The sequence below is a fragment of the Streptomyces sp. NPDC046862 genome (assembly GCF_040704615.1).
Taxonomy (GTDB): Bacteria; Actinomycetota; Actinomycetes; order Streptomycetales; family Streptomycetaceae; genus Streptomyces.
Map to the genome: position 1 here is coordinate 247316 of NZ_JBEYXP010000001.1, position 18729 is coordinate 266044.

The window sequence follows — 18729 nt, forward strand, 5'->3', positions numbered from 1 at the left end:
TTCGAGCCTCCTGTACCGCCCCGTCCGTCCCCCCTGTACCGCCCCGTCCGTCCCGCGCTTACCATGCGGCCACGTCGTACGTCAGTTCCCGTCGTACGTCGGTTCCCGCACTCCGGACGAGAGGCAACGGCACTGTGGCCATACCCCCGCCCCCTGGGCCGCAGCAGCCCCAGGACCCCCAGGGCCCGTACCCACCGCCCCAGGGCCCCGGGCAGCCCTACGCGGGGCCGGGGCAGCCGTACGTGGGCCAGGGGCAGCCGTACGTGGGGCCGGGGCCGGGGCAGCCGTACTCGGTGGGCCCTGGCCAGCCGCCATACGGCTACCCGTACCAGCCCTGGGGGCAGGGGTACTCCCCGTACAACCGCCCGGCGCCCGTCAACGGCTTCGCGATAGCCGCGCTCGTGCTCGGCATCCTCTGCTGCCTGCCGTTCGTCGGGCTGGTGTTCGGGATCGTCGCGCTCGCGCAGATCAGGAAGAAAGGGGAGCGCGGCAAGGGCATGGCCGTCTCGGGGATCGTGCTCTCGTCGATCGGTACCCTCCTGATGATCGTCTCCCTCGCCACGGGCGGCGCGCGCGACTTCTGGGAGGGCTTCCAGGAAGCGGCCCGTGAGAACGGCGGCACCTTCTCGGTGGAGAAGGGCGAGTGCTTCGACGCGCCGAACGGCTCCCTGGAGGGCTACGCGACCGACGTCGACACGGTGCCGTGCAGTGGGGAGCACGACGCGGAGGTGTTCGCCAACGTCCGGCTGCCGGAGGGCGGTTACCCCGGCACCGACGGACTCACCGAGACCGCCGACAAGAAGTGCTACCACCTCGCCGACTCGTACGCGATGGACTCCTGGGCCCTTCCGGAGTACGTCGACGTCTACTACTTCACCCCGACCCGGCAGAGCTGGGCTGCGGGCGACCGCGAGGTGACGTGCATGTTCGGGAGCACGGACGAGAAGACGAAGCTGACGGGTTCGCTGCGCGAGGACGACTCGATGCTGACCGCCGATCAGCTCACCTATCTCCAGGCCGAGGGGATGTACGACGACGCCCTCGACACCGCGCCCGCCGACGAGTACGTCGAGGGCGACCTGCCGGGGCACAAGAAGTGGGCGTCCCGGGTCGCGAAGGCCCTGGACGAGCAGGTGGCGATGCTGGGCGAGCACCGGTGGGGCGACGGCACCGAGCAGCCGGTCGCCGGCCACGCGGACGCCCTGAAGCGGGCGCGCGAGCAGTGGGAGAGGGCGGCGAAGGCAGCCGACGCCAACGCCTTCTACGAGCACTACGACAAGGCACTCGACATCGCGGACGGCCCCACGGCGATCACGGCCCGCAAGGCTCTGGGGCTGGCCACGACCCCGCCTTCGTACGGTGAGGAGAGCGGTGGCGACACCGGCGGAGGGGGTGACTCCGCCAAGGAGGTGTGAGGGCGGGTACGGAGGGCAGAAAGTGCCTGCGTAATGCACTCCCGGAGCTCACGTCATCACATCGAGTGATTCTCAGGCCTTTACTTGCATGGCTCAACCCACGGTTGCGACGCTGTAGCTGTCTGTACAACCTGATGGGAGCGGCCAGTGACTTTCGGTGAGCAGCCGGCGTATCTGCGCGTCGCGGGTGATCTCCGCAAGAAGATCGTCGACGGTTCACTCCCTCCCCATACCCGGCTGCCCTCGCAGGCCCGCATCCGCGAGGAGTACGGGGTGTCGGACACGGTGGCGCTGGAGGCGCGCAAGGTGCTCATGGCGGAGGGGCTCGTCGAGGGCCGTTCCGGTTCGGGGACGTACGTGCGGGAGAGGCCCGTGCCCCGGCGGGTCGCCCGCTCCGGGTTCCGGCCCTCCAGCGGCGCCACACCCTTCCGGCAGGAGCAGGCCGACGCCGCCGCGCGCGGCACGTGGGAGTCGAAGAGCGAGCAGGCCGAGGCGAGCGGCGCCGTCGCCGAGCGGCTGTGCATTCAGCCCGGGGACCGTGTGATGTGCACGAAGTACGTGTTCCGGGACGCGGGGGAGACGATGATGCTCTCCACGTCGTGGGAGCCGCTCGCCCTGACCGGGCGTACGCCGGTGATGCTGCCGGAGGAGGGGCCGCTCGGCGGGATGGGCGTCGTCGAGCGCATGGCGGCCATCGATGTGATCGTCGACAACGTCACGGAGGAGGTCGGCGCCCGCCCCGGCCTCGCGGAGGAGCTCCTCGCCCTCGGCGGTGTTCCCGGGCATGCCGTGCTCGTCATCCAGCGCACGTACTACGCGTCGGGGCGACCGGTGGAGACGGCGGACGTGGTGGTGCCGGCGGATCGGTATCGGGTGGCTTATCACCTGCCGGTGAAGTAGGGGGGGCCGGGTGGTTGGGGTGTTGAGGTGGGTGGATTGATGCGGGTTGGGTGTGGCTGGTCGCGCAGTTCCCCGCGCCCCTAAAGGCCGTGCGGATCCCCGCGGCCTTGAAAACCGCGCAGATCCCCGCGCCCGCTAAAGACCGCGCAGTTCCCCGCAGCCCCGAAAACCAGCCCTCCGTGCCCCTGAAAACCGGCCCCGCCCGCACTACTCAGCCCCTCCGGCGTTTGAGGTGCGGGGGTCCGGGGGCCGGCCCCCGGAACGGGGTCCGGGGCGGAGCCCCGAAAAGGGGTGGAGGTCCAGGGGGCGCAGCCCCCTTGGCCGGTGGCCGGGGTCGAAGGGGCAGCGCCCCTGGGGATGGGACGGGTAGGGGCGGCGGGGGCGAGACACCCGGGGAGCCGACCTGGACGGCGCGGCAAGGGGCGGGCTCGCCCAAGTCACCCGGTCCGAGCCGCAGTTCGAATTTGGCCGTTCTCGCGGCGGCCCCGCAGAGCAAGCCCCCCGGCACTCCGTCACCGCTTCCCCCTGCTCGCCGGAGCGCGAAGGGGCGCGCGTGGGGCGGTCGACGGCGCATTCGACAGGAAGCGCCCCGTGCGTCATGGCTGGTTGCGTACCTCTTTGTGAAATTCCGTATTCGCTGCGTGAAGGTAAGGCGTACGCTCGGGCATATGCGGATTGCGGTTTCCTTGGGCGGGGCACGGCGAGAGCCGGGGACGGGAAGTGGAGGGGCGCGATGAACGACGGCACGATCACTCTCCCTTGGCTCGTCATACGACAGGACGACAACGGCAATCGCTACCGCGTGGGCAGGTACGCGACCCGCGCCGAGGCGCAGAAGATCGCGGACAGCCTCGACAGCCGCGGACACAAGCAGCTCTACTGGGTCGAGCGCATCGGGCAGAACGGCCAGAGTGGGGGCAACTGACCGCCCACGCCCAGCGCCGCCAGGCATCCGCCCCCGCTCCCGTAGGCTCCCGCGCATGACCGAACCGATCGTGGTGGTGGGGGCCGCCCTGCTGAGCGGCGGACGCCTGCTCGCCGCGCGCCGCACCGCACCGCCCGAGCTGGCCGGCCGCTGGGAGTTGCCCGGCGGCAAGGTCGAGCCCGGCGAGACCCCTCAGGACGCCCTCGTCCGCGAGCTGCGCGAAGAGCTCGGCGTGGAGGTGGAACCGGCCGAGCGGGTCCCCGGTGAATGGCCCCTGAGGGCCGACTACGTGCTGCGAGTGTGGACCGCGCACCTCCTGTCCGGCGACCCCAGACCCCTCGAGGACCACGACGAGCTGCGCTGGCTGACCCCTGACGAGGTCTGGGACGTCGACTGGCTGGACCAGGACGTCCCGGCGGTCATGGAAGCGGTACGGCTGGCGTGGGGAAGGGACGGCTCCGGGGTGCGCTAGCCCTCGGAGCCGAAGCGCACCAGCCCGGAGCCGGGGTGCACCAGCCCGGAGCCGAAGAGGCGGAGCGGACTGCGCCGGCCCCCGGAGTCGAAGCACACCAGCGCCCTCGGAGCCGGAGTGCGTCGGTGTCCCCGGAGATGGACTGCGCCAGTGCCCCGGAGCCGGGGCGGACACCGGGGCCGGCGAGGTTACGCTCCGCGCACAGGGGCCGTCCATGTTCGGCCCGGGGGCGCGTGCGAGGGTCTGCGCCCGAGGGTGCGCCGCGTGTGCCCCTGGGCGGCGGGTTCCGCGGGCCTCGCTGGCGCCCACGCCACATGTGCCCCACGGCCTTGCTGCACGCATGGGGCTCGTGGGGTGTGCGCCCCCTACGCTGTTCGTGTCGCGGTGCGCCCCTGTGCGCGGTAGGCCGTATCCGATATCGGGTATGTGCCCATTAACCCTGAGAAACCAGACACCTCCGCTTCTGGCCCGGGAAGTGATCGGCGTGATCGACACCGAAGGCGACTGCGCCGAGTGGACCTTCCCCGCCGAGCCCGGTGCCGTACGGGCCGCCCGTGCCGTCGTCAGGGAGCAGCTGCGTGGCTGGCACCTCGAATCCCTCGCCGATCTGACCGCCCTGCTCGTGAGTGAGCTGGTGACGAACGCCCTGCGACACGCCACAGGACCCATCGGTGTGCGCCTCGTCCGCCCCTCCGGCCCCCTGGGTGTCCTGCTCGTCGAGGTCTCCGACCCCCTCCCGGACCCGCCCCGCGAGCGCCTGCCCCGCCCCGACGACGAGAGCGGCCGGGGGCTCCAGCTCGTGGCCTCGTCCTCCCGGGCCTGGGGCACCCGGCCCGGAGCGGCCGGCAAAACGGTCTGGTTCGAACTTCCCGTGCCCGGTTGACGCACGTTCCGCCAGGGGGCGGCTCCCCGGGGCGCATGGCCACCGAGCGGTTCGAGCCAGTGGCCCCGACCGGACTCTTTGGTTCGAGGTGCCACCGCCTGGTTAGAAGACTGGGAGTATGGCCGGGCCGGTCCAAAACGCATCGGGACCGTGCTGTGATCGTGAACACCGTGTCGTGCGGCCACGTAGTGCTGGATACTGCGGGCAGCCGCCCCCGGTGACCGAAGCCGGACGCGGTGAGCTGGAGGGGACGGTTCGCGTGAGCGAGATACCAGCGAAGGCCACGGAGTCGGAGGACCCGTGGGACGGCGCGAGGGCTGAGGCCGCGAGCCGTTCCGCCGCGGGCGGCACGCCACGCGGGGTCGCCCGCCGCGCAACGGGCCGCGCGACGGCCACCACGGCCGACGGCACCACCCACGCCCCGACCGCCGGCGGCGCGGATTCCGGCGGCGCGAGCGCTCGGGCCACGGGTGGCGCGGCCGGTGACGTGGGCCGTCATACGCCCGCCCACGGGGCCGGAGGTGTGTCCGCTGACGCGAGTAACGGCATGACCGGCGCGTCGCACGGCGCCGGGCACGAGGCGCACGGCGGGCGTGTCCCGGACCCACGGTCCGCCGACCGCCCCGGCGGCGCGGACGCGTCGGCCGGGCGGCCCGGAGAGGGCATCGGCGCGGGCACCCCGGGCACGGGCACGGGGCCTGGCAACCGCGCGGGCACCCCCGGCGTGGGACTCGGCGGCGGCCTCGGCGCGGGCAGGCCCAGCGACGGGCCGGGCGACGGATCCGGTGACGGGCCGGGCGACTCGATGTGGCAGAGCAGCCCGCCCGGCTCCATCTACGACTACATCAAGGTCGCCTCGTTCTCGATCGGTCCCGACGGGCTCGTCGACCAGTGGAGCCTGCGCGCCGAGCACATCTTCGGCATCCCCGCCGAACGGGCCGTCGGCATGGACCCCATCGAGGCCTTCGTTGCTCCCGACCTGCGCGAACGCGGCCAGCACAAGATGGCGGAGATCCTCGACGGTCGTGAGTGGACCGGAGTCGTCCCGTTCCGGATGCCCGACGCCGAGGGCACCGAGGGGCTTGCCGAGGTCTATGTGATGCCCACCACCACGGAGGACGGCGAACGGGCCGCCGTGTGCATCGTGGTGGACGTCCGCACCCTGCGCTCGATCGAGACCGACCTTGCCGCTTCTCAGTCGATTTTCGGTCAATCCCCGTTCGGTTTCCTTCTGATCGACACCGACCTGCGGGTACGGCGCGCCAACCAGCGGTTCGCGTCCGTCTTCGGCGGCACCCCCGACGACCACCGAGGGCGCGGCGTCCACGACTACCTGCCGTCGCCGGAGGCCGAACGCGTCGCCGCGACCCTGCGCCGCGTCCTGGAGACCGGCGAGTCCATCACGGAAATGAACGTCATGGGCTTCGTGCCGGGCTCCGACGAGCGCCGCCACTGGTCCATCAACCTCTACCGCGTGCACAGCGGCTCCGGCCGGCCCATCGGCATCGCCTGGCTCAGCACCGACGTCACGGCCCGCCGCGCCGCCGCCCGGGAAGCCGCCGCCGCACGGCGCAATCTCGCCCTCCTGAACGAGGCGGGCGCCCGCATAGGCAACTCCCTCGACCTGGAGACCACTGCCCGCGAACTCCTCGACGTCGTCGTCCCCGGCTTCTGCGACCTCGCCACCGTCGACCTCTACCAGGGGCTCCTCGTGGGCGACGAGACCCCGCCCGGACTCGCCGACGGCAGCGCCGAGCTGCGCCGGGTGGCCTTCGCCAGCGCGGTCTCCGACGCGCCCTTCGTGGGCGGGCCGGCACCCGTCGCCGTCGGCGCGGTCCACCACTACCCCTTCAACTCGCCCTGTGCGGACGCCCTGCGCATGGCCCGTCCGCAGCACATCCCCGCCGAGGACGGGGGCCTCATCCAGTCCACGCTCGCCGTCCCGATGGTCGCCCACGACACCGTGGTCGGGCTCGTCCAGTTCTCGCGCACCAAGGGCAGCGAGCCGTTCGGTGAACGCGACCGCGCTCTCGCCATGGAGCTGGCCTCGCGCGCCGCGGTCTGCATCGACAACGCCCGCCTCTACCGCCGCGAGCACGAACGGGCGCTGATACTCCAGCGATCCCTGCTCCCGCCCGGCGACCCGGAGGCCTCCGGCCTCGACATCGCCTGCCGCTACCTGCCCGGCAACGCGGCCACCGAGGTCGGCGGCGACTGGTTCGACGTCATCGAACTGCCCGGTCACCGCACCGCGCTGGTCGTCGGCGACGTCATGGGCCGAGGCCTGCGCGCCGCCGTCGCGATGGGCGAACTGCGCACCGCCGTCCGGACCCTGGCGCTGCTCGACCTCGAACCCGCCGAGGTCCTCTCGGCGCTGGACGAGATCGCCCGCGGCCTCGGCACCCCTGGGGGTCCCTCCCAGGCTTTCGGCTCTGGGGGAGGCGTCCAGCAGGCCTCCCGCACGGCCGCCCGCCAGCCGCGCGACGCCGACCTCTCCGAGGTGTACCTCGCGACCTGCGTGTACGTGGTCTACGACTCCGTGACGAGAAGGTGCACCTTCGCCAACGCCGGCCACCTCCCACCCGCGCTGGTCGAGCCCGGCGAGAGCGCGCTCATGCTGGACGTGCCGCCCGGCATGCCGCTCGGTGTGGGCGGCGAGCCGTTCGAAGAGGTGGAGGTCGAACTGCCCGAAGGCGCCCTGCTGGCGCTCTACACGGACGGACTGGTCGAAAGCCGCGACCATCCGCTCGACGAGGGCCTCCAGGCGCTCGTCGGCGCCCTCACCGACCCCTCCCAGCCGTTGGAGGACGTCTGTGACCACGTCCTCAACACCCTGGACACCCACCACGGCGAGGACGACATCGCCCTGCTGATGGCCCGGGTGCAGGGACTGCCGGCCGACTCCGTGGGCGACTGGACCCTGCCCCGCGAACCCCGCAGCGTGGGTCGCGCCCGCGAGTACGCGCGCGGACAGCTGCAGTCGTGGGACCTGGAACCGCTGGTCGACACGACGGAGCTGCTGGTCAGCGAGCTCGTCACCAACGCCCTGCGGTACGGCGAGGGCGAGATCCGGCTGCGGCTGCTGCTGGACCGGACGCTGGTGTGCGAGGTGTGGGACGCGGGTCTGGTGCAACCGCGCCGGCGCCGGGCGCGGGACACCGACGAGGGCGGCCGCGGTCTCCAGCTGGTCGGCCTGCTCTCCGCGGCCTGGGGCTCGCGCCGGACACCGCGCGGCAAGACGGTCTGGTTCGAACTTCCGCTCCCGGACGGCGAGTCGGGCCTGGCGGACCCGGCGGAGGCGCTGCTGAGCCTGTTCTGAGCCCGCTCAGCGAGCCGGCCCCGGCGGAGGCGAGCAGCCGGGGACTGGGGAGGGCGGCTCAGAACGGCCCGCCGCGACCGCCCGTACCCCTCCGCCCCCGGGTCGCGGGCCCGCCGAAACAGGCCGGCCCCCGAGGGGCGCCCCGGTCGCCGGGCGCCTCCCCGAGGAGGACGCCGCCCAGCAGCGCCCCGGCCAGCCCACCGCCGAAGGGGCCGGCGTACGGGTTCCCGTACGACCGCACGTCCTGCCAGGCCAGCCGCTGGGCCTCGTGGGCCAGGAGGTCGGCGCTGCGGGCCTCGGTGAGGGAGGAACTCTCCTGGGCCAGGGCGAAGTGACGTTCCGCCTCCGCCAGCCGGGTCCGCGCCTGGCTTCCCACGGCCGCCCGGTGCGTCGTGACGAAGCCGATCGCCGCGGTCAGCGCGCTCCGGGCCGTGAGCAGGGCCCCGTCGAGCAGGTCGGCGGCATACCGGCCGGGCAGCGAGCCGCCCAGCGCGGCGGCGGCCCGGGCGAGGCGGCGCAGGGCGTCGAGGGGGTCGTACGGCACCACGGCCACCTCCCGGCGTACGTCCGCCACGGTCGTCGCGGCGAAACGGTCCCGTGGCGGGCCGCCCTCACCGAGAGCCGTCTCCACCTCCGTGAGTACGGCCGGCAGCCGCTCCTCGGCCGTCGCCAGTTCGGTGGCCAGCCGGTCCACACCGGTCACGAACACGTCCGCCTGGTGGACGGATCCCTCCGCCGCCCGCAGGTGAACCGCCGTCTCCCCGTGGTCACCCTCGACCACCGCCTGGCGCGCCCGGCCCAGCTGTTCCGTGGCGAACATCAGCCGGTCCTTGGCCTGTTCGACGTGGCCCGCTACGGGCAGGCAGGCCGAGGGGCCGTACCGCCCGCGCAGCTCGCCCAGGGTCGCCTCCGCGCCCCTCACCCGGCCGTTCACCTGCCGGAAGCGTGCCTCCGCGAACTCCAGGGCCCCGGTGGGTTCCCGCTCCAGCTCCCGTAGTCCGTCGAACGCCGGTGCCTCCTCGTCCAGTCGCCACCCGGCCTCCGCGCACCGCGCGACGATCTGCTTCAGGAGCGCCCGCCTCTCGTCGTCGGACACCTCGTCCGCCGCGTCGTCGAGTTCCTGCCGCAGCCGGAACGCCGCCGCCAGCTCGCCCCGCGCGTCCTCCAGCGCCTGGGTGAAGGGCCGTGCCGCCGCCTCGCCCAGCCACCCCACGACGAACCCGAGTTCCTCGGTGCTCGTCCGCACACAGTCGTCGACCTCGACGAGGAACCGCCGGCCCTGCCGGTCGAGCTCCTCCGACGCCACGACCGGCTCGCCCCCGCCGCCCGGTGTCGTACGCGTCCTGGCGCGCCGCGTCCGCCGTACGAACGCGTACGTGGCGAGCGCCACCGCCGCGCCCACCGCGAGCAGCGGCAGCAACAGGTCGCCGGTGGAGGTCTGCTTGTCGGGCTCCACCGCCCGCGTGACGTGCCCTGCGGCCAGGGCGGGCCGGGGTGCGTGCGCACGGTGCGTGTGGCCCGCGCCCGTCACGGGCAGCACCAGCCACCCCACGGCGGCCATCGCCCCGAGCACGGCGTGCGCCACCCGCACACCTGTGTGCGACCGGCTCCGGCTGGGGGGAGATGTCACGTTTGAGAGCGTATGGCCGCTTATCTACGTCCGCGACTCGTCTGCCCCATTGCGGTCGGTTGTCGGCTGCGGGTCCGTCGTGGCGTGTCGCGCAGTTCCCCGCGCCCCTTGAAAGCCGCCGCCGCGCGCCCCCGACCCACGACAAACCGCAGGCGCCCAAGCCACAACGGCGCCGCAGCCACTCAACGACCCGCAGGGGGCGCGCCCCAAAGGGGCGCGGGGAACTGCGCGACAAGCCACAGACAACCCCGCAGCCGCCCCCCACCAGGAACCCGGCAGACGAGAACGCCCCCGCCCAACCGCCGGAGGCACCTCGCTCACACCAGTCCCGAGACCACCCGCCCTACGACGACCGTCTCCGGATCTTCGACCCCAGCCACACCAGCGGGTCGTACTTGCGGTCCACCGCGCGTTCCTTCAGGGGGATCAGGGCGTTGTCCGTGATCTTGATGCCCTCGGGGCAGACCTCCGTGCAGCACTTGGTGATGTTGCAGTAGCCGAGGCCGTGCTCGTCCTGGGCCGTGGCCTTGCGGTCGAGGCCCGACTCCGCGGCCGCGTCCAGCGGGTGCATGTCCAGTTCGGCGACCCGCATCAGGAAACGCGGGCCGGCGAAGGCGGGCTTGTTCTCCTCGTGGTCGCGGACGACATGGCACGTGTCCTGGCACAGGAAGCACTCGATGCACTTGCGGAACTCCTGCGAGCGGTCCACGTCCTCCTGCATCATGCGGTACTCGCCCGGACCGACACCCTCGGGCGGGACGAAGGACGGCACCTCGCGCGCCTTGGTGTAGTTGAAGCCGACGTCCGTCACCAGGTCGCGGACCACCGGGAACGCCCGCAGCGGAGTGACCGTGATCGTCTCGTCCCGGGTGAAGACCGACATCCGTGTCATGCACATCAGCCGAGGCCGCCCGTTGATCTCCGCGGAGCAGGACCCGCACTTGCCCGCCTTGCAGTTCCAGCGCACCGCCAGATCGGGGGCCTGGGTGGCCTGGAGGCGGTGGATGATGTCGAGGACCACCTCGCCGTCGTTCACCTCGACCTTGAAGTCCTCCAGGCCGCCGCCCCCCACGTCCCCGCGCCACACCTTGAAGTGGGCCGTATAGCTGCTCATTCGTACAGCTCCTCCTCGGCGAGGTACTTGACCAGCTCCTCCTTGTCGAACAGGGCGAGCAGGTCGGGACGGATGGGGTCGGTTGTCTCGCGGGTGAGGTCGATCTGGCCGGCCACAGGGTCGGTCGCCGCCAGACCGCCCGTCGGGTCGGTCAGCCGGCACAGGAGGTTGGTGCGGCGCCACTTTCGGTCCATCGTCGGGTAGTCCTCGCGGGTGTGGCCGCCCCGCGATTCCGTGCGTTCCAGTGCCGCCCGGGCCACGCACTCGCTGACCAGCAGCATGTTCCGCAGGTCCAGCGCCAGGTGCCAGCCCGGATTGAACTGGCGGTGCCCCTCGACCCCGGCCCGCCGCGCCCGCAGGCGAAGATCGGCGAGCTTCTCCAGGGCCTGCTTCATCTCGGGCTCGCGGCGGATGATGCCGACCAGGTCGTTCATCGCCTGCTGGAGCTCCTGGTGGAGGGTGTACGGGTTCTCCGGCGGACGCCCGTCCTCCTCGCCCGGTGCGGGGCCCTCGGCCGAGAACGGCCGCAGCGCCTCCGCGGCCGCCGAGTCGACCTGGACCTCGTCCACCGGAGGCCGCGCACCCGCCGGCCCCGCCGCGTACTCGGCCGCGTGCCATCCCGCCCGGCGCCCGAACACCAGCAGGTCGGAGAGCGAGTTGCCGCCGAGCCGGTTGGAGCCGTGCATGCCGCCCGCGACCTCGCCGGCCGCGAACAGCCCCGGCACGCCCCGCGCCGCCGCCGTGTCCGACTCGACCGCGATACCACCCATCACGTAGTGGCAGGTCGGGCCGACCTCCATCGGCTCGGCGGTGATGTCGACGTCGGCCAGCTCCTTGAACTGGTGGTACATCGAGGGGAGGCGACGGCGGATGACATCCGCCGGCATGCGCGTGGACACGTCCAGGAACACCCCGCCGTGCGGGGAGCCGCGGCCCGCCTTCACCTCGGCGTTGATCGCCCGCGCCACCTCGTCACGGGGGAGCAGCTCCGGAGGCCGCCGGTTGTGGTCCGGGTCCTCGTACCAGCGGTCGCCCTCGTCCTCCGACTGGGCGTACTTCTCCTTGAAGACGTCGGGGATGTAGTCGAACATGAACCGCTTGCCCTCGGAGTTCCTGAGGACTCCGCCGTCACCGCGCACCGACTCGGTGACGAGGATGCCCTTCACCGACGGCGGCCAGACCATGCCCGTCGGGTGGAACTGCACGAACTCCATGTTCAGCAGCGGGGCGCCCGCGAGCAGCGCCAGCGCGTGTCCGTCGCCCGTGTACTCCCACGAGTTCGACGTCACCTTGAAGGACTTGCCGATACCGCCGGTCGCGATCACCACCGACGGGGCCTCGAGGACGAAGAAGCGGCCCGACTCGCGCTCGTACCCGAAGACGCCGGACACCCGGCCCTCGTCGTCCTTGAGAACCCGGGTGACGGTGCACTCCTGGTACACCTTGAGCCGGGACTCGTAGTCCCCGGTCTCCTTGAAGTCCTCCTGCTGGAGCGAGACGATCTTCTGCTGGAGGGTGCGGATCAGCTCCAGGCCGGTGCGGTCGCCGACGTGGGCAAGACGCGGGTACTCGTGCCCGCCGAAGTTGCGCTGGGAGATCCGGCCGTCCTTCGTACGGTCGAAGAGCGCGCCCCACCTCTCCAGCTCCCACACCCGGTCGGGGGCCTCCTGCGCGTGCAGCTCGGCCATGCGCCACTGGTTGAGGAACTTGCCGCCGCGCATGGTGTCGCGGAAGTGGACCTGCCAGTTGTCGCCCGCGTTGACGTTGGCCATGGCGGCCGCGATGCCGCCCTCGGCCATCACCGTGTGGGCCTTGCCGAACAGGGACTTGCAGATCACGGCCGTACGGGCGCCGCGTTCGCGTGCCTCGATGGCGGCGCGGAGGCCCGCGCCGCCCGCGCCCACCACGACGACGTCCCACTCCTGCCGGTCGACCACGGACATTGTTCAGTCCCCACCCATCTAGAAGAAGCGCGGATCGTCGAAGGCACCGGACGCGACCAGGTAGACGTAGAAGTCGGCGAGCGCCACGCTCACCAACGACGCCCACGCCAGCTGCATGTGCCGGGCGTTGAGCTTCCCGACCCACTGCCACATCCGGTACCGAACGGGATGTTTGGAGAAGTGCTTGAGCTTGCCGCCGACGATGTGCCGGCACGAGTGGCAGGAGATCGTGTACGCCCAGATCAGCACGATGTTGATCAGGAACACGACACTGCCGAGGCCCATGTGGCCCCACTCGTAGTGCTCGTTGCGGAAGGAGAGCACGGTGTCGTACGTGAGGATTCCGGCGACGGCGATCGCGGCGTAGAAGAAGTACCGGTGGATGTTCTGCAGGATCAGCGGGAAGCGGGTCTCGCCGGTGTACTTCTTGTGCGGCTCGGCGACCGCGCAGGCGGGCGGGGACGCCCAGAACCCGCGGTAGTACGCCTTGCGGTAGTAGTAGCAGGTCAGGCGGAAGCCCAGCGGAAAGATCAGGATGATGATCGCGGGCGAGATGCCCCACCAGCTGCCGAAGATCTCCCAGTTGGGTCCGGCGTGCATCGGCTCGCACCGCTCGGCCAGACACGGCGAGTAGAACGGCGAGACGTAGGGCGCGGCATAGTAGTCCGCGTCGGCGAAGGCCCGCCACGTCGAGTAGACGACGAAGGCGAGCAGCCCGGCCGCGGTGACGGCGGGCGCCAGCCACCAGCGGTCGGTCCGCAGGTGCGGAGAGGCGATCGCGGCGCGCGTACCGGTGCGTACACCGCCGCTGTTCAGATGTGGTTCCGTACCAGTTGCCAACGTATGACTCCGGTCGGGTGAGGGATCAGGGCGCGTGGCGGTCGCGGGCGCCGAGTCCCTCGTCGTCCGAGTCCGTCCACAGGGCGCTGTCGTACGGGGTGTCGGGGATGGTGAGGAGCTCGGTTCGCCGGGGCTGCCCGAGCCCGGGTGCGGCGTCGCGCAGCAGAGCGACGCTTTCGCGCAGGTGATCGGCGTCGGCGCGGACCCGGCGCATTTCGAGCCCGCCGCTGCCGAGCTGCTGCTCCAGGCGGCCCACGGACCGGGACAGGTCTTCCAGGCAGCGCTGGACCGATGTCAGTTCGTCGTGCACGGACATGACGTGACCTCACTTCCGTGGGCTGTGGCCCCAGGGCCTGTTCCGGGTTCCCCGTCTGCGCCCCGACGCCCGGCACGCACCCTCGCCGCACGGCGTCACAGGACAGGTGGCTCCGCCACATGACCTGCGACGCCGCACGCCGAGGGCACGCACCGAACGCCGCTGCGCCCGCGCGTCGCGCGGACGACGGGGAACCCGGAACAGGCCCTGGACGGCAACGGTCATGCGCCTGCGAGTGTTGCGCGTCACACGAGCCCCTGTGAAGGCGTGTGCACGGATTGGCGGATCACAACCCCGCAAACGCGCCGCCGCGCGCCCCGGGTGTGCCCCGGCGGACACGGGACCGTTGCGCCGCACGGGTGCGCTTGTCCCCGCCTCTCGCCGTGTCGCCGCGTCCACTCGCGCTCTCTCGCCTTCAGTGGGCTCATCCGGCTGATCGATCTGATCAGCTCTATATCGCCCCAATATACCCCGAACGTGATCAAAATGGTCTTGTCCTGTGCCGCGGCAGCGGTGGAGCGGCACGGCGACACCCGGAGGTGGCAGTGATGGCCGACGACCGAGTCGGACCGCGCGCGGTGCTGCGCTCGGTCGCGTTCCTTGCCGCGGGCGTGCTCGCGGCTCCGGTGCTCACCGCGTGCAGCGAGGACGACCCGGCCGGCAGACCCCTCGCCGGACAGGACATCGCGCCCGCCGCACGCAAGCTGGTCGCCGACGGGGGCACCCTGCGCTGGGCCGTGGACGGCGTGCCCGAGACGCTCAACACCTTCCAGGCCGACGCCGACGCCGCCACCGCGCGGGTGGCCGGAGCCGTCCTGCCGTCGATGTACCGGCTGGACGCCGGCGGCCGCCCGGAGCGGAACACCGACTACCTGGAGTCCGCCGAGATCGTCGACCGCGAGCCCAAGCAGGTCGTGCTCTACAAGCTCCACCAGCAGGCCGTCTGGAGCGACGGCCGCGAGATCGCCGCCGCCGACTTCGCCTCCCAGTGGCGCGCCCTGTCCGGCCGGGACTCCACGTACTGGACGGCCCGCAACGCCGGGTACGACCGGATCGAGAAGATCGAGCGCGGCGCCAACGACCTGGAGGTGCGCGTCACCTTCAGCAGGCCCTACGCCGACTGGAAGTCGCTGTTCTCGCCGCTGTACCCGAAGGAGGTCACGGGCAACCCGGACGCCTTCAACGACGGTGCCCGGCGCAAGCTGAAGGTCACCGCCGGCCCCTTCAACCTCAAGGAGGTCGACCGCAAGGGCGGCAAGATCACCCTCACCCGCAACCCCCTGTGGTGGGGCCGCCCCGCGAAGCTGAAGGAGCTGGTGCTGCGTGCCGTGCCGCGCGACGAGCGGGCGGAGGCACTGGCCGACGGCAAGGTCGACATCGCGGAGATCGACGCGGAGGAGGCCCGGCGGATCGACCGCGCCGGACAGGCGGGGGGCCACAAAGGCGCACCTCCGACCAGCTCCGCCAGGGCCCTGGGCTCCCGGAAGGACGCGGACGACTCCGACGAGAAGGCCGCCGACAAGGCGAAGAGCGCCCGCAAGCGGGGCAGGGCGATGTCCGAGTACGCCGCCCAGCAGTCCGCCCTGCGCGGCTTCGAGGTCCGCAAGTCCCTGGAGCCCGCGTACACCCAGCTCGCCCTCAACGGTGCCGAGGGCCCCCTCACCGACGAACGCGTCCGCCGTGCCGTGGCCCGGGCCCTGAACCGCAAGCAGCTCGCGGGCCTCGTCCTGAAGCCCCTCGGGCTGCCCGCCGTCCCCGTCGGCAGCCACGTCGCGCTCGCCGGCCAGACCGCGTACGCCGACAACAGCGGCGCCCTCGGTGGCGAGGACACCAAGGAGGCACGGGCCCTGCTCGCCGACGCCGGATGGGTGCCGGGCGGCCCGGTCAAGAAGGAGAGGAAGGCGGCCGGAGCCGAGGGCAAGAAGCACACCCGGTCCGGCGACTCCGTGCGCTCCGGCGAGGACACCCGGGAGGGTGACGGCGAGACGTACGTCGTCGGCGAGGACAACAAGGCGCACGCCGACGACAAGCAGGACCCGCCCGGCGCGTACGCCCCAGTGGGCACCCACGCGCCCGCGATGAAGGGCCCGCTCGCCAAGGACGGCAAGGCGCTCAGCCTGCGTTTCGTCCTGCCGTCGGGACCCGGCTCGGAGTCCCTGAGGGCGGTCGGCAGGCGCATCGCGCGGATGCTGGACCGCGTCGGCATCCGGACCGAGATCACCAAGGTCCCGGACGACAGCTACTTCAAGGACCACATCGCGAACGGCGAGTACGACCTCGCGCTGTACTCCTGGCCGGCCTCCGCCTACCCCGCCACCGACGCCCGCCCCATCTACGCCAAGCCGGTCCCCGGGGCGGACGGCTCCCTGAGCATCGAGCAGAACTACACGCGTGTGGGCACCGACCAGGTGGACCAGCTCTTCGACCAGGCCATCGCCACGCTGGACGAGAACGAGTCCCGCTCCCTGATCCGCAAGGCCGACGCCCGTATCTGGGCCGCCGCCGGCTCGATCCCCCTCTACCAGCGCCCCCAGCTGATGGCCGCCCGCACGAACCTGGCCAACGTGGGAGCCTTCGGCTTCCAGACCCCGGTGTACGAGGACATGGGCTTCCTGAAGAAGTCGGAGCGCCCCTGACGGGGACGCGGAGCCCTGTCGGCAGGGGGCGCGCCCAAGGCTTTCAAGGGGCGCGGGGAACTGCGCGACCAGCCACAACACACCCGCAACCGCCACACCACCCCAACCCGGCAGACGAGACGCAACCCGCTGAACCCCGTAGTCGAGTACCTCACAAAACAAGGCCCCCACACCCTCCCGGCCAAGCCCAGCGGCAGCGGCCCCGTACCATGGGGTGAGGCCGTGGCGTGTCCAGCCCGGCAGGGTCCGCGAGACGCAGCCGTCCGCGAGACCGTCCTCACACTCCGGGAGAACGCCGCAATATGGCCACGCGCCACGACATCCGCAACGTAGCCATCGTCGCCCACGTCGACCACGGCAAGACGACCATCGTCGACGCCATGCTCAAGCAGGCGGGCGCCTTCGCCGCGCACCAGCTCGACTCCGTCGACGACCGCATGATGGACTCGAACGACCTGGAGCGTGAGAAGGGCATCACGATCCTCGCCAAGAACACGGCGGTGAAGTACCACCCCAAGGACGGCGGGGATCCGATCACCATCAACATCATCGACACCCCCGGCCACGCCGACTTCGGCGGCGAGGTCGAGCGCGGTCTGTCGATGGTCGACGGTGTCGTCCTGCTCGTCGACGCCTCCGAGGGCCCCCTGCCGCAGACCCGCTTCGTGCTGCGCAAGGCCCTCCAGCAGCGCTTGCCCGTCATCCTGTGCATCAACAAGACGGACCGCCCGGACTCCCGTATCGACGAGGTCGTGAACGAGACCTACGACCTCTTCCTCGACCTGGACGCGGACGAGGAGCAGATCGAGTTCCCGATCGTCTACGCCTGCGGCCGGGACGGCATCGCCTCGCTGACCAAGCCGGACAACGGCACGGTCCCGTCCGACTCCACCAGCCTGCAGCCGTTCTTCTCGACGATCCTGGAGCACATCCCGGCGCCGACCTACGACGAGGAGGCCCCGCTCCAGGCGCACGTCACCAACCTGGACGCCGACAACTTCCTCGGCCGTATCGCGCTGCTCCGCGTCGAGCAGGGCGAGCTGCGCAAGGGCCAGACGGTCGCCTGGATCAAGCGCGACGGCTCCATCAGCAACGTCCGCATCAGCGAGCTGATGATGACCGAGGCGCTCACCCGCAAGCCCGCCGAGAAGGCCGGCCCGGGCGACATCTGTGCCGTCGCCGGTATCCCGGACATCATGATCGGCGAGACCCTCGCCGACACCGAGAACCCGATCCCGCTCCCGCTGATCACGGTCGACGAGCCCGCGATCTCCATGACCATCGGCACCAACACCTCGCCGATGGTCGGCCGCGGCGGCTCTGGCAAGGGCGCCGACGCGAAGGCGGCGGTCAAGGACCGCAAGGTCACCGCCCGCCAGGTGAAGGACCGCCTCGACCGCGAGCTGATCGGTAACGTCTCGCTGCGCGTGCTGGAGACCGAGCGCCCCGACGCCTGGGAGGTCCAGGGCCGTGGCGAGCTGGCGCTCGCGATCCTCGTCGAGACCATGCGCCGCGAGGGCTTCGAGCTGACCATCGGCAAGCCCCAGGTCGTCACCAAGGACGTCGACGGCAAGGTGTACGAGCCGGTCGAGCGCATGACGGTCGACGTGCCCGAGGAGCACATGGGCGCCGTCACGCAGCTCATGGGGGTCCGCAAGGGCCGGATGGACAACATGTCCAACCACGGCTCGGGCTGGGTGCGCATGGAGTTCGTCGTCCCCTCCCGCGGTCTGATCGGCTTCCGCACGGAGTTCCTGACCCAGACCCGCGGCACGGGCATCGGGCACTCCATCCACGAGGGCTTCGAGCCCTGGTTCGGCGCCCTCCAGACCCGTAACAACGGCTCCCTGGTGGCCGACCGCTCCGGTGCCGTCACCGCCTTCGCGATGACGAACCTCCAGGAGCGCGGCGTGCTCTTCACGGAGCCGGGCACCGAGGTGTACGAGGGCATGATCGTCGGGGAGAACTCGCGCTCCGACGACATGGACGTCAACATCACCAAGGAGAAGAAGCTCACCAACATGCGGTCGTCGACGGCCGACGTGACCGAGTCGATCGTCCCGCCGCGCAAGCTCTCCCTGGAGCAGTCCCTGGAGTTCTGCCGCGACGACGAGTGCGTCGAGGTCACCCCGGAGGCCGTACGCATCCGCAAGGTCAACCTGGACGCCCGCGAGCGCGCCCGCGCCGCGAGCCGCGCCAAGCACGGCTGACACGCCCTCACCGAGAGCGAAGGAGTACCCGGTTCCCGCAAGGAGGGGGCCGGGTGCTCGGCGTGCGCGTATGGTCGTCCACGGCGAGACGATTTTGCTGTCCGTGGGCTGTGAGGCGCTGTTCGG

The 18729-nt window shown here is 71.6% G+C and carries 13 protein-coding genes; 8 read left to right on the forward strand and 5 right to left on the reverse strand.

Going from position 1 to position 18729, the window contains the following annotated elements:
- Positions 1–134 precede the first annotated feature (134 nt).
- From AB0959_RS01130 to AB0959_RS01155, 6 genes are all read left to right on the forward strand, one after another.
- Entirely contained in the window at positions 135–1415 is a 1281-nt protein-coding gene (locus tag AB0959_RS01130) for a DUF4190 domain-containing protein (protein WP_366824104.1), read from the forward strand.
- A 147-nt stretch (positions 1416–1562) separates the two neighbouring features.
- Complete coding sequence (locus tag AB0959_RS01135; protein ID WP_366824105.1) at positions 1563–2315, forward strand: GntR family transcriptional regulator; 753 nt, start codon at positions 1563–1565, stop codon at positions 2313–2315.
- A gap of 733 nt (positions 2316–3048) precedes the next feature.
- A complete protein-coding gene (locus AB0959_RS01140; protein ID WP_131563975.1) occupies positions 3049–3240 on the forward strand; it encodes an SPOR domain-containing protein in 192 nt (63 codons plus the stop codon).
- A gap of 55 nt (positions 3241–3295) precedes the next feature.
- Positions 3296–3712, forward strand: coding sequence for a (deoxy)nucleoside triphosphate pyrophosphohydrolase (locus AB0959_RS01145; protein ID WP_366824106.1), 417 nt, complete (start codon positions 3296–3298; stop codon positions 3710–3712).
- A 424-nt stretch (positions 3713–4136) separates the two neighbouring features.
- Positions 4137–4595, forward strand: coding sequence for an ATP-binding protein (locus AB0959_RS01150; RefSeq protein WP_366824107.1), 459 nt, complete (start codon positions 4137–4139; stop codon positions 4593–4595).
- A gap of 259 nt (positions 4596–4854) precedes the next feature.
- The gene (locus AB0959_RS01155) at positions 4855–7914 is read left to right on the forward strand and encodes a SpoIIE family protein phosphatase (RefSeq protein ID WP_366824108.1); all 3060 of its coding nucleotides are present in this window, start codon (positions 4855–4857) and stop codon (positions 7912–7914) included.
- Between the two features lie 58 nt (positions 7915–7972).
- On the opposite strand, the gene AB0959_RS01160 is transcribed toward AB0959_RS01155, so the two are convergent.
- From AB0959_RS01160 to AB0959_RS01180, 5 genes are all read right to left on the reverse strand, one after another.
- Positions 7973–9544, reverse strand: coding sequence for a hypothetical protein (locus tag AB0959_RS01160; RefSeq protein WP_366824109.1), 1572 nt, complete (start codon positions 9542–9544; stop codon positions 7973–7975).
- Between the two features lie 343 nt (positions 9545–9887).
- Entirely contained in the window at positions 9888–10658 is a 771-nt protein-coding gene (locus AB0959_RS01165; RefSeq protein WP_366824110.1) for a succinate dehydrogenase/fumarate reductase iron-sulfur subunit, read from the reverse strand.
- On the reverse strand, positions 10655–12601 hold the full coding sequence (locus tag AB0959_RS01170; RefSeq protein ID WP_366824111.1) for a fumarate reductase/succinate dehydrogenase flavoprotein subunit: 1947 nt from the start codon (positions 12599–12601) through the stop codon (positions 10655–10657). The genes AB0959_RS01165 and AB0959_RS01170 overlap by 4 nt, the downstream gene beginning before the upstream one ends.
- Before the next feature lie 18 nt (positions 12602–12619).
- On the reverse strand, positions 12620–13441 hold the full coding sequence (locus AB0959_RS01175) for a hypothetical protein (protein WP_366824112.1): 822 nt from the start codon (positions 13439–13441) through the stop codon (positions 12620–12622).
- Positions 13442–13466: 25 nt separating this feature from the next.
- Positions 13467–13757, reverse strand: a complete 291-nt coding sequence (locus AB0959_RS01180; RefSeq protein WP_366824113.1) for a hypothetical protein — start codon at positions 13755–13757, stop codon at positions 13467–13469.
- A gap of 548 nt (positions 13758–14305) precedes the next feature.
- Here AB0959_RS01180 and AB0959_RS01185 point away from each other — a divergent pair.
- Positions 14306–16393 carry an ABC transporter family substrate-binding protein gene (locus AB0959_RS01185; RefSeq protein WP_366824114.1) on the forward strand — a complete coding sequence of 696 codons (2088 nt, stop codon included), beginning with the start codon at positions 14306–14308 and terminating at the stop codon, positions 16391–16393.
- A 302-nt stretch (positions 16394–16695) separates the two neighbouring features.
- Complete coding sequence (gene typA, locus AB0959_RS01190; protein ID WP_366824115.1) at positions 16696–18603, forward strand: translational GTPase TypA; 1908 nt, start codon at positions 16696–16698, stop codon at positions 18601–18603.
- Positions 18604–18729 lie beyond the last annotated feature (126 nt).

Excerpts from the sequence above, each read along its gene's own strand:
- AB0959_RS01140 (WP_131563975.1), top strand. The coding sequence starts at position 3,049 with ATGAACGACGGCACGATCACTCTCCCTTGGCTCGTCATACGACAGGAC.
- AB0959_RS01145 (WP_366824106.1), top strand. The coding sequence starts at position 3,296 with ATGACCGAACCGATCGTGGTGGTGGGGGCCGCCCTGCTGAGCGGCGGA.
- AB0959_RS01150 (WP_366824107.1), top strand. The coding sequence starts at position 4,137 with ATGTGCCCATTAACCCTGAGAAACCAGACACCTCCGCTTCTGGCCCGG.
- AB0959_RS01165 (WP_366824110.1), bottom strand. The coding sequence starts at position 10,658 with ATGAGCAGCTATACGGCCCACTTCAAGGTGTGGCGCGGGGACGTGGGG.
- AB0959_RS01170 (WP_366824111.1), bottom strand. The coding sequence starts at position 12,601 with ATGTCCGTGGTCGACCGGCAGGAGTGGGACGTCGTCGTGGTGGGCGCG.
- AB0959_RS01180 (WP_366824113.1), bottom strand. The coding sequence starts at position 13,757 with ATGTCCGTGCACGACGAACTGACATCGGTCCAGCGCTGCCTGGAAGAC.
- AB0959_RS01185 (WP_366824114.1), top strand. The coding sequence starts at position 14,306 with ATGGCCGACGACCGAGTCGGACCGCGCGCGGTGCTGCGCTCGGTCGCG.
- typA (WP_366824115.1), top strand. The coding sequence starts at position 16,696 with ATGGCCACGCGCCACGACATCCGCAACGTAGCCATCGTCGCCCACGTC.